The organism is Calothrix sp. FACHB-168 (assembly GCF_963889195.1).
Classification (GTDB): Bacteria; Cyanobacteriota; Cyanobacteriia; order Cyanobacteriales; family Nostocaceae; genus Aulosira; species Aulosira anomala_A.
This window is the reverse complement of the sequence record NZ_CAWPNJ010000040.1, coordinates 76,008-89,432: the sequence shown is the minus strand read 5'-3', so window position 1 is coordinate 89,432 and position 13,425 is coordinate 76,008. Positions and strand designations below refer to the sequence as shown.

At 40.0% G+C, this 13,425-nt stretch carries 12 protein-coding genes; all 12 read right to left on the bottom strand.

Translation table 11 applies throughout. The features are described from left to right. Positions 1 to 64: 64 nt before the first annotated feature. The 12 genes from AACW45_RS23325 to AACW45_RS23270 all read right to left on the bottom strand — a co-directional run bounded on the left by AACW45_RS23325 (position 65) and on the right by AACW45_RS23270 (position 13,259). Entirely contained in the window at positions 65 to 955 is an 891-nt protein-coding gene (locus AACW45_RS23325; RefSeq protein WP_190635250.1) for a hypothetical protein, read from the bottom strand. Further along, a complete protein-coding gene (locus AACW45_RS23320; protein WP_190635247.1) occupies positions 955 to 1,743 on the bottom strand; it encodes a hypothetical protein in 789 nt (262 codons plus the stop codon). The genes AACW45_RS23325 and AACW45_RS23320 overlap by 1 nt, the downstream gene beginning before the upstream one ends. A 103-nt stretch (positions 1,744 to 1,846) precedes the next feature. Then, entirely contained in the window at positions 1,847 to 2,872 is a 1,026-nt protein-coding gene (locus AACW45_RS23315; protein ID WP_190635245.1) for a hypothetical protein, read from the bottom strand. Between the two features lie 16 nt (positions 2,873 to 2,888). Then, positions 2,889 to 3,602, bottom strand: a complete 714-nt coding sequence (locus AACW45_RS23310; RefSeq protein ID WP_190635243.1) for a hypothetical protein — start codon at positions 3,600 to 3,602, stop codon at positions 2,889 to 2,891. A gap of 8 nt (positions 3,603 to 3,610) precedes the next feature. Beyond that, positions 3,611 to 6,322 (bottom strand): hypothetical protein, encoded by a 2,712-nt coding sequence (locus tag AACW45_RS23305; protein ID WP_190635240.1) that lies wholly within the window; start codon positions 6,320 to 6,322, stop codon positions 3,611 to 3,613. Further along, positions 6,322 to 6,651, bottom strand: a complete 330-nt coding sequence (locus AACW45_RS23300) for a hypothetical protein (protein ID WP_190635238.1) — start codon at positions 6,649 to 6,651, stop codon at positions 6,322 to 6,324. The genes AACW45_RS23305 and AACW45_RS23300 overlap by 1 nt, the downstream gene beginning before the upstream one ends. Before the next feature lie 113 nt (positions 6,652 to 6,764). Next, positions 6,765 to 7,355 (bottom strand): hypothetical protein, encoded by a 591-nt coding sequence (locus AACW45_RS23295; protein ID WP_242045748.1) that lies wholly within the window; start codon positions 7,353 to 7,355, stop codon positions 6,765 to 6,767. A 714-nt stretch (positions 7,356 to 8,069) separates the two neighbouring features. Then, positions 8,070 to 8,471: a type II toxin-antitoxin system VapC family toxin gene (locus tag AACW45_RS23290; RefSeq protein ID WP_190635234.1), complete on the bottom strand. Its 402-nt coding sequence runs from the start codon at positions 8,469 to 8,471 to the stop codon at positions 8,070 to 8,072. Then, a complete protein-coding gene (locus tag AACW45_RS23285; RefSeq protein ID WP_190635231.1) occupies positions 8,459 to 8,680 on the bottom strand; it encodes a hypothetical protein in 222 nt (73 codons plus the stop codon). Before AACW45_RS23285 ends, AACW45_RS23290 begins: the two co-directional genes overlap by 13 nt. 136 nt (positions 8,681 to 8,816) lie before the next feature. Then, on the bottom strand, positions 8,817 to 9,098 hold the full coding sequence (locus tag AACW45_RS23280; RefSeq protein WP_190635229.1) for a hypothetical protein: 282 nt from the start codon (positions 9,096 to 9,098) through the stop codon (positions 8,817 to 8,819). A 120-nt stretch (positions 9,099 to 9,218) separates the two neighbouring features. After that, on the bottom strand, positions 9,219 to 11,807 hold the full coding sequence (locus AACW45_RS23275; RefSeq protein WP_190635226.1) for a hypothetical protein: 2,589 nt from the start codon (positions 11,805 to 11,807) through the stop codon (positions 9,219 to 9,221). Between the two features lie 435 nt (positions 11,808 to 12,242). After that, the gene (locus AACW45_RS23270; RefSeq protein WP_190635223.1) at positions 12,243 to 13,259 is read right to left on the bottom strand and encodes a ParB N-terminal domain-containing protein; all 1,017 of its coding nucleotides are present in this window, start codon (positions 13,257 to 13,259) and stop codon (positions 12,243 to 12,245) included. Positions 13,260 to 13,425 lie beyond the last annotated feature (166 nt).

Here is a 13,425-nt window from a genome sequence, read left to right as displayed (position 1 = left end):
GTATGGGTGAGCGTGTTCGCGTTAGCGTCCCGCAGGGAAGGAGGTAAACAAGTACTCAAAAAGGTTAAACAAATGGAACCTTCTGTATCGCGACTACATACTTTATTGATGAATTTGGTTGTTCATTGGTTATAGTATCCAAAGTTTTACCGTTTGCTGGCTCGTTAGTTATAGATGCAATTTGCGTATGACCATAACTGCCCAAGCGACTAATTTTTTCCCATTCCTCTATTGGGTCAACAAATTCTTTTGTGTTTGGAGGTGCTGCTTTTATGGTGGCTTGAAATCTAGGAACAGAAGCAACACGAGGCAAATCATATCTACTTATTTGCGGTATTGGGTTACGAACAGAAGAAACCTGGGCTGGGCGTACTTCTGCGTCAGAAATTCGTTGATTAATCCGATTATTTGAATCATTCCTGTGAGAAACTTTACGTTCAATTGTTGTTTGAGGGCTTTGAGAACGCTCCAGCGAGCGCATTTTTTCTGCTTGACTGCCTAAAGCTAATTCTGCTTTGAGCTTTCCTGTTTCTGTTTCTTGAGGGTTGGCATTATCAGCCATTTCTACTTTTGGTTTGTCAGTTTCTTGATTAGTAATTGTTGGTGCTACTCTGGGTTTACCAAACATAATGCTATTTAAAATAGTTGCTCCAGCACCAAATACTACAAGCATAACCAACCCAACTGCGCCAAACTTTGCAAAGGGATTACCGTAAAAAGTGGGCTGAGTTTTGCCTGTTTGTGGGTCATCAAATAATTCGTGGATTGCAATTGTATTATGAGTATATTCCTCAGTGTCACTCTCTGTTTTTTGACTGCCAACAGATGTTTCTTCAGCAGAGGAGATTGAATTGTCTAGCTGACTTTGATGATGAAAACCAAGTAATTGAGCCAGACTAGACTCATCCCAATTTGTATCTGACTCATAGCTTTGGGTTAAATTATTCTCCTGCATTACAAATTCTCCTGTGCTAAATCCCGAATCGCATAAATTTCCAAGCCACTCGCACGCACCTGGTAAATTACTGCTGCTAAACCATCAACTTGATTTGGCGATTCTGGTGGTATAACTGCCCTAATAAATATTTCTTTATTAAATGGAATTGTTTCTCCTAAATTGCTATCCTGAGCAAAAACTGTCAGGTTAGCAACCATCTTAACTTTCCATTTACCCTCAGCAATTTTTATCGGTGATTGAATTGAAAGCGGGACTAAAACTACTTGTGTCTTGCCTTGAAAAACTCCTGATGGTGTCATCGCAGCTAGCACTTTTAAAAACTCTTTACGAAAATCTTCTGATAAGGCATAAGATGCTTGCCATGCTGCTGATGTAATCTTACTACCTCTAAATTCTCTGTTGCTAATATTTACACCAGGATCAGGTTTTGGTTTAGCTGCTTCTTCAACAGTAGTAGGTGGTAGTGTTCCTGACCAATTCATCATCAAAGTCATTGTGTCGGAAACAAAGTGCAGAATTACTTGAGGAGTGCGTTCTAGACTGCTAATAGGTGCAACTTTAATTGCAGAACCTGTCTCTAGTTGCACTAAACTTGGAGGTGCTTTTTTATTTAACTGTGAATAGGAACCATACAGTAATAAAAGTACGAAAAAAGTAATGAGGTGTAATCCAAAAGTACCTAAAGCAAATAATGCTAATGTATCACCAGTTGAAACAGTTTTTGACGCACGATTTAAAAATCGCAATCGTTTTTTTTGTGCAGATTCTGAATCTAAAATAGCCATAAAAAATGAAGTCGGAAGTCGGAAGTCGGAAGTCGGAAGTATGAACAAGTCGCCCACAATTCCACTCGCTTTTGAACCTTTACTTTTTTAATAAAAAACAATTTTAGGATTTATTAACTATCCTCATCACAACTGAAGAAAGCCCAAAACTCGCCAGACTGGAGAAACTTCTAAAAATTGCCATTCCGCCACCCGCAGCTAAAACTACAGATAAAATTGGGGCGAGAATACCAATTGCAAAAGCAAAAATCATTGGATCATTGTTGTTAGCATTCAGCACTATTGTGGCGACCAAACCAGAAATAATATTGAAACAAAGCTTAATCATTCCGACGGAAAAGAACCCAGTTAACCATGCAAAAATTGCTTTATTACCGACTGGGAGTAATGAACCTCCTACTGCTAGCGGGCCTAATAGGGCAGTCAGTAACAGACAAACTTCGACTATCCATTGAAAAGCGATCGCCAATGCTAGCAACCAACCCCGCACTGTTAGCTGAAAAATGTTGGTGTTGAAAAAATCGCTGATACCTTTGAGCCAATCGGGGCGATTGTCGTTATCTAGCTGGGATTCTATGTCCTTAGCTTGCTGGGAAGCTTTTTGCAAACATTGAGTTTGTTGCGTCGGATCAGCGATCGCATTACATTGAGCAATTAATGATTGAATGGCATCTCCCTTTCCCGTCTTGAGCATGACTTGCTGATAAGCTTCTTGCAACTGGATAGAAGCAGATGTAGAAGCTAAAAGAGTTTGATTCGTTTGGTTAATGATTCCTCTGAGTCCTTGGGTAGCGGCGGCTAATGGTTGAGCATGGTTAGCTAGTAGGACGATGACTACGATGGGCCAGATTACTTCTGTAAATCCCCTGGAACTGTCACCATCTATCATTTCTTTCGTCCATTGGACGATGAAAATTAGGAGAGTACCGACTGCGAAGAAGATGCCGAGATTTGCGATCGCACTATACAATCCTCCACTCAATACGTCATCCCAGAGCTTATCTATTGACTTAGCAACAGCCTCACTAGCCGCTACCCCATCTTCAGTAATTGTAGAAGCTGCTTGTCCTGGATTTGGTGCTTGTGTTTGAGAAAGGATTAGTCCGTATTTCAAAAAATAGTAGAACATTCGGGTGCATCTTCAACTAAAATAATCGAGCTTGCGATGCGGTTCTTAAATTATTAAATCCCTGACCAACAGTTTCTTTTTGATGTGCTTGATTTTGACCATCCAATGAGCGGGAAATATTAGTCAAGTTCAAGTTAGCTAAATCTTGCGATTGCTTTAATTTCAAACCATCAGTTCTCATAGCTCCTAAAATTACGGCTATTTGAGTATTTTGTTGAGCCATCCGTTTCATTACATTTTGGGTGACAACTTCACCTTGAGCAGCACTTGCATCAGCCTGAACTTGTTCAATTGAAATTTGTGTTTTTTCAACTTGCTGTTTTGTAAGTTCTTGCCCTTCTTTACTCAAAGTTGTATCTGAATCAGCACGGGTAATTTGACGGTCAATTTCATTCGTTGTTTGCTCAACGCTATTAACCGCACTATCATTTGAAGCTACAATATCTTCAATTTCTCCCCTTACTTCTTTTGCATCGGGTAAACCTAATGCTCCAACTGATTCATTCACTGCTGCTTGTAAATCTCCCTGTACCGATTTTGAGAAATTACCTAATTTGCGATAGACTATTGAGTCAATATATTTATCAATCGAGCTTAATTGCTCTTGCCATTGGTCAAATACTTTTGCTAGGGGATTTGGTATCTCTAATGCATAGGCACTTGAAACGCCAATTGTTGATATTATGGTTATACCAACTATGGTTATTGTCAATTTATTGAGCTTGTTCATACTCTGAACTACTTTGTTTTTACTAGTTGCCTAGCAAGCTCTGTCAAAGCAACAAATTTATCTGAATACTTCGACAATGCTTGTGTTCTCTGCTCTTGCTCCGAAGGATTATTTGCTACTGCCGCTAATAAGTTAAATGCTGGATAATAACGACAAAAAGTAAATATTCCGTTATCATCCAGTAACCATTGCGAGTAAAATCCCTCCTTTTTTGGAAAAAAACTTTCGGTCGCATTGCGAGAAATAATCTCTTGGGGATATTTCAAAATGCTTGCAAAACTATCAACAGCAGTCGGTTGAATGCGTCCGATAAGTCGAGTGGTTAAATTTTGAAAAATCTTGGAACCTGATGGAGATTTTGCAATCGTATCTGGGTATTGGGCGGATAAAATTACTCTGATTCCGGCTTTTGCACCATTGGCGCATAGTCTACCTACCAGCGCTGCGATCGCATCAAATTCAAATAAAATTGGGCTTTCATCAATGAAAAAGATGCTTCTGGGAGATGCTAAGGCTCGTCGTAATGCCGCACTGTAAGCACTCAAACTCAAAATTGCTGCATCTTCATCGTTCGATAAATTACGCAGTGCAAAGATGAGTAAACGAGCATCACTGCGGAAGGTAGATGGTTGTGCTAACGCTTGTCCTACACGACTAGAAAGCCAGAATCTTAACCTTAACCGTATGGTTTCCAAAGCAGCTTTAGTATCCCCAGTGAGGGAATCTAAGCGCAAGCGCTCGTGAGAGCAGAAACTCAAGAAATCATGCAATGTCGGCATTACAGACCATTCGTCCGAGCCAAAGCCGTTAGTGTATGCAGCCGCATAGCGATACCTTCGGTAAGCTTCGCTAACGCGGATTAAATCATCACTAAAAAACGCCTTCAGTGCCAAAGTGATAATTGAACGCACAGTATCTGTCAGCACTTGTGAGGGGGCACCACCACGATTACCTGCAACCATTGCCAGTAATGCTGTCGCCAGAAAATCCTTGTAATCTTCAAACCTTTCTTGCTGCAATTTTGTAGGTAAAGAGCGTAAATTTGGTAACTCAAACAGATTACTCGACTCCTTACCAATATCGAAATATGCACCATCCTGACCCATAAATTGGGTGTAGTCAGTAAAGGTGCTAGTTCCATCTGGTTTCGGATAATCCATTGCTACCACAGGCATACCGTGTGCTAATGCTTGCGTAAGAATCCCCGATGCCAGAACACTTTTACCTGCACGGGTGGTAGCAAATAATCCCAAGTTTTTGTGTTGGTTGTACAAATCGAGAAATACTGGAGTTCCTCCTTCTTCTGCGATTAACTCAAAACCGCTACTATCTCCAGCTTTGGTTCGCACTAATGGCATCAATCCTGGCACTTCGCCACTTAAGTAAACTAACCTGCGATTAAAAGGCGCAGTCATCAAGCGTTCCCAAACTATCGGCAAAGTTTGCAACCAGATTCGCCAGGGATATTCAGTTTCTCTGACAACCCAAGCTGGACGCAGAAAGCAAGATTGCAAGTAACGGCAAGCTTCGTCTAATTGTTCGCGGGTTTTGCGGTATACCAAAAATACTGTCGCTACGTGAATGGGAACAGCACCTTCATAAAGTTCCTCTTGTGCAGCAACAGATTTTTTGATGTTAAGTAGCGATTTTACATCAACTGAGTTTTTATTCTGTGCAAGTGCGGCTGATGTGTTTGCCTGTTTCGTCAAACGCTGCATATTAGTTTTCACCAACGTTTCCGAAGCTCGCATCAACTGACAGTAAATCTCGGTGTCATAAACTCTTTCTCTTGATAAAACCTCCCATAAATAATTCATTTGTCGTTCTTTATCCGCCCAACCATCGGGTTTATTTACAAAAGTAAGGGCTGCAATGTATTTTTCTTTGAGATGCACCCAACGCCTATCTGCAATAGGGATGGAGGATTCGGACTCCATAAGAAAAGATGTGGGGGCGACATCTGAATAAATTTCCTCTCGCAGTCCGTTTTCATCGAGAATTAAAAGTTGGGGAATTGGACGGGGTGGTGTATTGTTAAATCGCTGCCAAAGTTCTGACCAAAGTTTATCGGCATTTATTGGGCGGATATCTAGCCCCATTTTGTTGGATATTAATTGTGACCATAGTTGGAATCCATCGGTAAAAGATGCATGTAATAATCGTTCGATGGCAATAAATTGTAGTTCGTTGATTTCTCCTGTAAATGATTTCCAAGAACGCTCTAATTTCGATAGAGCTTTTTCAAGTGCATCGCTTGTACCAGTACTGTTGGTTTCGATTGTGTAGGTGCAATAAAGATGTAGTTTTTTCGGTTTACGAACTCCTTGAATTGTTAATTGTTGAGTCCGGCATCGTTCTCCCATCAAAAGATATTGCAGTTCTTTGTTAGGAGCGATATCGCTCAAATTCTTAAGTTCTTGCTGTCGTGATGTGTCGTTGGTAAACGAACTAAGATGGATGGTTAAACGTTCAGAGGATGGTAAATCTTTCAATCCTGATTCAATTGCATCGAAAACTGGATCAATTTGTTCGCTGCGTAGTGTGGAATGAATTCCGGCACATTCAAATCCAAATTGAATCAAAAAGTTATCAACACCTTTGCGTAGAAGATAAGCACCAATTGAACGCCCTTGGAGATTTATTTGCAACATTGTAACTAGTGAAAATGAATCTTCAAGAGGTGTTAATCTAAGTATACGTTTACCAACTTTATCGCTCATTATTTTCTACCGTTTGATTTTGTTGAGTACTCCTTTATATCCAATATTTTCTGATATCTCACACGCACTCGCGTCCAATGAGGAGTTGCAACAAATTTAGATAAAATATGCCAAGCACCATTGGCTGTAAGTATCCACCAAGTTGCTATTCCCCAAGCTGCTGCTGCACAAGTCCAAACCCAATTTAGTCGAAATAAACCATGTGCCAAGTAGTAAGAAAGTCCACAAATTATTGCCCAAGGGATTAATTGATCTGCGGGGAATAGTCCGATATTTGGTACTTTTCCCACTGTGCCATTAACTTTACGGTATTTTGATTTTTCCTCCATCGTTTTATTTTGTAAGTAGTGAGTAGTTAATGATGAATAGGAGTAATATAAAAAACAAGTTATTGCATTCAAAATAGTTCACTTTAATTTGCTCACTTACAACTCCCTACTCCCTAAGTCTTAGTTCCAGTACCACCTCCAATAATTAAATTTGCCAGAATATCACCCATTGTCACTGCAATCAAAATAATCATCGGTGTCCGGGCTAAATTTTGCCAATCTTCATCCTGACGAGCTGCTTGGACAACACGTACTAAAGAAATTCCCAAGTACAGTATGAATAATCCTCGTAGGACGTTAAACGATAAAGTAATTGCTTCTTGGGCACCTGTAAATTGCCCTGTCATCCAAGTTTCTGCATTTTGGAAAAATTGTGCTTGTGCGGTTGTAGAAAGAGCATCTAATAGTAGAAATGCACCCAAAACTGTTAATGCAGATGAAATTATTTTGTATCGGCGAGAAAATTTAGCAGTCGTTTTCAAGAAACCGTCCAACTCGCGCCGCCAAAATATTGCGCTCGTTCCCAATGTCGAAATAGCCAATGTCGTAATTCCAATCAAACTTGGGTTAATGACTACATCTATGATTGTTGTGGTAGTTGCCGTCAGGATTAATCCAGATGAACGAGCGTGATTTATTTGACGTAAGTCACAATCTTTGGACGGTTTCGAGAGCATAGGAATCACAAAAAATTCTATATCCATAATTAACTTTCGATTGATTGAATTTACATCAACCAATTTCCGGATATTTAACTCATATGTTTATAGGGTTAAATAATTTATTTATTGAGTCAAAATATTGACTTTTAATTTATGTAGGGATACCTAAAAAATAGTTTTTGTGTGTAATTTTATCTTTAAGAAGTATATTATTACGTGGACAATTTGATGAAAGTTTACTAGCAAATCTCCGTAATCTACATAGAAATATATTTTATTTGTCTATACTTCTGGAATTTCAGTAACTTAAATATTTAAAAATTGATTGATAGTAACCAATGAAATATTCATTGTTCAAAGGGTTTGGGCTTTCGTTTTACTTGGTTACTATGATTACTATTTAAATAGTAAACAAATACAAAAAATACCAGATTATTCTTTGATAGCAAAATTTTAGTAAACGATAGAATCTCAAAATTGTGGATACGAACTGACTAGTAATACCGTTTCAATTTAAGGTTGATACAAATAAGCAGCAGAGGTCGGGAAATTATTTGTATATATCATTTGGTGAAATGGTCTGAGCATTTGCGCCATCACATGAATTGCACTGCTTGGACGCGCAAATTTCTTTCACGAACTCAACTACTTTCATCTAAAACACTCGAGCCAAAAAATGCTTGATTATTGTTCGATGACGGAGATTATGCCCTATCGTTAACTTTCAGACATTGATAGATCGTGAAAGAATCGCGTCTACTTCATCAAGTATGCATCAAGTTCTGAATACTGAGTAAATAAGCCATCAATACTAGCTAGTTTCGCTTGATAAAAAAGTGCTGTAGCGATAATCAAGCGATCAAATGGATCTTTGTGGACAGGGGATAAGCTGACAGCCTTGTAAGCAATTTCAGCAGTTATCGGCAGCAATTTAATTCCAGATGGTTCCAAAGCATCCTGAAACCATTGTTCGGCAGCGCAGGGTAATTGCAGTCGTCCCCTTTGTTGTGCCAAGGCCACTTCATAGCATGAGACGGGTGAAATGCCTACCACAAGAGCAGTTTCGATAATTTCGCGCCACTGGGCAGGAAATCGCTCAAATTCCTGAGTGATGAACCATACCCAAATATGAGTATCGAGAACGATTATTTCAGACATTCCCAATCTTGTTCCTCAATGATAGGACTGACCAAATCGCCCAACGTTTTACCTTTACCCGCGATCGCTTTAGGGGGAGTGCGGCGTGATACTTGTGGCGTGGTATCTGAAAGAATCGTGACGATGACGCGAGCTTTAGATATTTTCGGCTCATCTGTTAGCCACTTAACTTGACCATTTTCAAGAATGGCTTCATAGCTTTGAAGCATTGCTCACTCCGGTTTTAAAAGCTAACTAGGAAGAATACAAAGCGTTTCTACATCTCCAAAATTAGCATGAAAAATCTTCAGTGGAGTAACTGTTAGTATTCCTTGGATAAGCGTTTCAGATTTCCATCTGTCGCAATCATTTTTCAAATTGGTATAACTCAAAGCTATTTATTCGCTCTTGGAGCAACTCAATAGGAATTTCCACGCAACTGCGAGTAACCATCTGTGGTGATTTAGGTACGACAATCTCTCCATTGACATCAGCCCTAACATTTAGTTGAAAACGTTGATAAGCGATAGAAGAGTCTTTGTCGCAATGAAACTTCTGTTTGCTGTAAGTCTTTCCACCTGCTTTTTGGATTTGCTGTCGAATCATCTTTTGACTGTATGGTAACTCTGATTTAAAGTAACGGGACATGACAGGCCAGACAGAGTGGATGTAAACTGCCAGCGATTTATAATTATGGTTTTCTGGGTTGCCATCTTCGGTAATTAAGCGACAATTCCACTCGCCGACTTCTGTTTGCGTTAGCGAAGCTTACCGAAGGTATCGCAGTACCAATAATTTATCCACAAAGTCATCCAGCGAGGATTTCTTCGATTCATCCTCATTTGCTTCGCCACATAAATAACTCAAATAAGCCCAAACTTCATCTGCCCAAACCACACCAGATAGTTCAGCCAAGCGAAAAGCATAGTAACCAACCAATGCCAAACTTGATGCTAACCTGGCGTGTGCTGTGGGTAACTTGGAAATTAGCTGTGATTCCAAATCCTTAATTTCTTGTTGGTGATAACCAAGCTTGATTAAATCGGGTAAAGCAGATGAACACAGCCTCCTAATTGCTTGTAATTCTGGGAAGGCGGTGGGATTTGGGTTTCCTGAAAACTCCAACCGAATCAACCTTGACAGAATTATCGGGTCATTGTCACCAATCGAATAATTAGAAGCCACTATCAAGGGACTATGGGGGTCTTGGTTATTTTCGCGTACAGAACGCGACCCACCACCAAACTGGGTTTTAATTTGCTGACAAACCCAGGAAATTTGAGTTTTATCGGGGTCATCGAGAAACTGGGTTAACCCACCCATGAGTTTAAATCGTTCGTGATAGGCACTTTCTGAGGCTTGGTTAATTTTCGCTCGATGGTCGAAACCTAACAGCGAAAGTGCCGTCACAGCAGCAACTGTTTTTCCAGTTCCCGCATCTCCGTACAGCCCTAAAACAGGAAAAAATCCTTCTGCTTCCTGAATTTCATCATAAAATAGTCCAGCCACAGAGAATGCTGTTGTGAAGAATGCACTCATAAACCCTGATTCGCCAAAGAAGTTTCGCATTGCCGAAACTAAGCGTGGTAGAACTTCTGCTTCGTGTTCTGTATTGATTTTGGGGATAGGAATTTTTTCTTTAGCAATCAATGCGTCATTGAGAACCCAAAGAGATTGTTCCTCTGTTTGCTTTTTTCCATCTGCGCTAATTTGACAATCGGGAAATACCCAAGTGCCATCTGATTGCCGACCGAGACGTTCTGATAATTTATATCCTTTACCCCCTCGCTCTCGATAAGCTGCCAGTTCTTTGTGCAAATATTGGTGAAGTTCTTCTGGCTTTAAGTTATTGACAAGATAAACCTTGCCAGTAGAACGCGACAGACAATTAATAAAATCTGTAACTCGATGCAGTGCTTCCGCAGGAACTACTACCCTATTTTGTTCATTTGCTGAGTCATAACTGCGCTTTACCTGTAGAACTAATCCGCCAAAAGCATTGTTAGTTCCAATTAGTTCCCGCTCGACAATAAAACTAAAACCCGCTTTGGGAATCCATTGCCATTTGACATCGCCACCAGAGGCTTTAATTTTTTTCCAATATCCCAACTCTGCCCTATCTGGATGTTGCACTGGTGCTACCCAATCAGAAGTATTAAATTGTACATCTTTACATAGTAAATCATTGCGGATGTCATCAGACCAGAGCGAGATCCATTCATCAACTGAAATATAAGTGATCTGATGACGACCTCCTTGAATAATCAGGTCATCAATATCTTGTTCATCTTTGGTTAACTGTTCCCACCAACCAACTCGAATTTTACATCCCCACTTTTGCAACAACTTTACCGTTTCATAATAGCGGAGCATGATGTGCCGATTGGAAATCATACCCGCATCAACATACAAATCAATTACCAATTTTGATAAGGATATATTTCTAGTTTGTGCAATGTTTTCCAGATAACGTCTCAATAAGTTTGGGCTACAATCCCAAGTTGCTCCTGGCGCACCAATGATGATTTGTTGGAGATGACAAGCTACTGAGTGGGCTTTTAAAATTCCTTCAGCTAAACCAATAGAGGATAGTTGAATTGATAAAGGATGACAGAACGCTAATGGCATTTCCCCGTTATCTAACCTTGGGCCATTACCGTCCACAGGTGTGGATGACCCCCATTTATACTTACCACTACTTCGGTCATCTGGAAGTAGTTGGAACGCGATGATTTGTCTGATCTCGTTGTAAATTGGCAGGAATAATCCTGGTTGACCATATAAGTACAATGAACCATTGCGTTCGACCACACCTGGTAAATTAGCACTAATTTGTTCGACCTGCTTGGTCTCCCAAGAGCGAAAGCCAATAAAATCAATAAACTCACTCAGTTTCCGGACTTCAGTTAAATGATTGCGGTGAGCATCTGTTAGTTGTAGTTGTGACAATATTGTCCGGTAGTGTTTGTCTCGTTCTTCTTCGCTCAGAACTTTCATCTGAGGTTGAGGTTGAGGTTGATTTTGGAGTTGATTGTTAGGCATTTGATGTTTGGATTTCACTACAATTCTGGAGCGATGGTAGTTGAAGTCATTAAATTCTCTAAAGCTTGATGGATAAGCTTTTTGTAATGCTCTAGCCCAAGAGTTAGGCAGTCCTGTCAATTGAGCTATTTCTTTACTAGATGCTTTCTTTCCTCGGTTTTGAAGCTCTGTTGCAGCTCTAAATAATTCATCTGCCACCAATGGTGTAATAAACTCTTGTCCCATCCCACCTGATAGCTCTCGGATGTAGATGTAACCAGATGGAGCAGAATCAGGAAGAGAATGATAGCAATAAAGACTACCATCGTCATTCAACTTACAACTTCCTGCGGTATTTCCACATACAGGACAAGGATTTTTTTGCTGGAATACTTGCCTTTTTTGGGATTTCCTGGCATGAGTTTAGGCTCTTGAATACAGCAACTTTAGCTAGTCAAAGGAGAGAAATGACGTTTTTTGATTAAATTGGCTCAATTTGGGATTTATCGAAACGAATACAGGAGTCAGAATGAGGGCATGAATTATATACAAGTGGGAGATGAATGCAAGGGTTTTAAGTAAGTCGGTACAATAAAACCAAACTATGTGAAGAAAAGTAAATAAGGCTCAAACTCTTTCTCCCCCTGCTCCCTGCCCCCTGCCCCCTGCCTTATTCCAACAATAATTATTTACGCCGGCCTACTTATATCCCTTACTAATTGATTCTGATTTCTTTATTCTGACTTCTGTATTCTTCTTCAAAGCTATTTTTTAGACTTCTAAAGGGATTTTCGACGATTGGGCAGCTTGTAAAAGATGATGACAAGTCCAGTCCACCAAAGTCATTCCTGATGCTCTGGCTGCATCCTCAAACATTATTTGTAAGTGTGATGGCAGCGTAAGTGTGAAATACGAGTTTTTCGGTAGAGATTGACAACTATCAGAGTCACTCCACCGATATCGCCATGCAAGACATTCCTCGCCTCTTGTTTGAGCATCCTTCTCTAGAAAACTCAACAAACCAAATTTATAGCAGTAGAAGGTGTGGTTATCCTTTACCTGTTCTTTACTACAAAATTGACAATTCCAACAACTGCGTTCTTGATCATCTGTTTGTTTTGCACTCTGGGATGGATGTGCTTTTATCAGTTTAGTTGCTGCATCTACACTTTGCTCATTCAAGGCTTTTCGTAAATCTAAAGCTGATTTGTCATTGCCTTGTTGTCGGAGCTTATCTATTGCTGTAACTACCTTTTTCGCTTTGGAATAATTACGACCACTACCTAAACCTACAAGCTTTGCTACTTTATCGCGGGTTTGTCCTGAAGACGATGCAGGAAAATTTTCCACAAGCGTTGTTTCTACTCTTCTGCCTAATTTTTGATTAGTAGTAGCGGCGGCCATTTTTTGTCGTCGCTTTGCTTTGACTTTTTCGATCCCTTCCCAAGCAATGGCTTCACGCACTTTTTGTTCGGTTGTCTTTTTGCGATCGGCATTTTCTAACAACAGTGCTTCCAATTCAGCTTCCCGATCTGGAAAGTCTCTGATTTCTACTGGAATCTGATTCCAACCCAATAACAGTGCTGCCTTCCAATAAGGATGGCCGTTAACAATGGTATTTTCCATCGTGATCAGTAACGGTCTAGGGTACTGAGAGTTTTGAATTAATCTCATCACATCAGAAACATCTTCTAATTCTCCGTAAATCGACAAATACAATGGATGGGGTTTCACAGAGTTGGGGTCAACTAATTGAAATAGTGAATTGGGTTGGGAAGTAACACTCATAGAAACCCTCATTTTGTAAAGAATTGCCAAAAATCCTGATGCCAGTTACTGTTCGCGTCATCAGAACTGCCATCTGTAGTACAGTAAAATCGAGATAGTTCTCTCACTTAATAGGTATGGTGATTTTGCCCTTCCACTGCCTATGTCATGGATTGGCATGGTTAAA

Bases quoted from the DNA above. Each gene is read 5' to 3' on its own strand.
- AACW45_RS23325 (WP_190635250.1), bottom strand. From the start codon at position 955: ATGCAGGAGAATAATTTAACCCAAAGCTATGAGTCAGATACAAATTGG.
- AACW45_RS23320 (WP_190635247.1), bottom strand. From the start codon at position 1,743: ATGGCTATTTTAGATTCAGAATCTGCACAAAAAAAACGATTGCGATTT.
- AACW45_RS23315 (WP_190635245.1), bottom strand. From the start codon at position 2,872: ATGTTCTACTATTTTTTGAAATACGGACTAATCCTTTCTCAAACACAA.
- AACW45_RS23310 (WP_190635243.1), bottom strand. From the start codon at position 3,602: ATGAACAAGCTCAATAAATTGACAATAACCATAGTTGGTATAACCATA.
- AACW45_RS23305 (WP_190635240.1), bottom strand. From the start codon at position 6,322: ATGAGCGATAAAGTTGGTAAACGTATACTTAGATTAACACCTCTTGAA.
- AACW45_RS23300 (WP_190635238.1), bottom strand. From the start codon at position 6,651: ATGGAGGAAAAATCAAAATACCGTAAAGTTAATGGCACAGTGGGAAAA.
- AACW45_RS23295 (WP_242045748.1), bottom strand. From the start codon at position 7,355: ATGGATATAGAATTTTTTGTGATTCCTATGCTCTCGAAACCGTCCAAA.
- AACW45_RS23290 (WP_190635234.1), bottom strand. From the start codon at position 8,471: ATGTCTGAAATAATCGTTCTCGATACTCATATTTGGGTATGGTTCATC.
- AACW45_RS23285 (WP_190635231.1), bottom strand. From the start codon at position 8,680: ATGCTTCAAAGCTATGAAGCCATTCTTGAAAATGGTCAAGTTAAGTGG.
- AACW45_RS23280 (WP_190635229.1), bottom strand. From the start codon at position 9,098: ATGTCCCGTTACTTTAAATCAGAGTTACCATACAGTCAAAAGATGATT.
- AACW45_RS23270 (WP_190635223.1), bottom strand. From the start codon at position 13,259: ATGAGTGTTACTTCCCAACCCAATTCACTATTTCAATTAGTTGACCCC.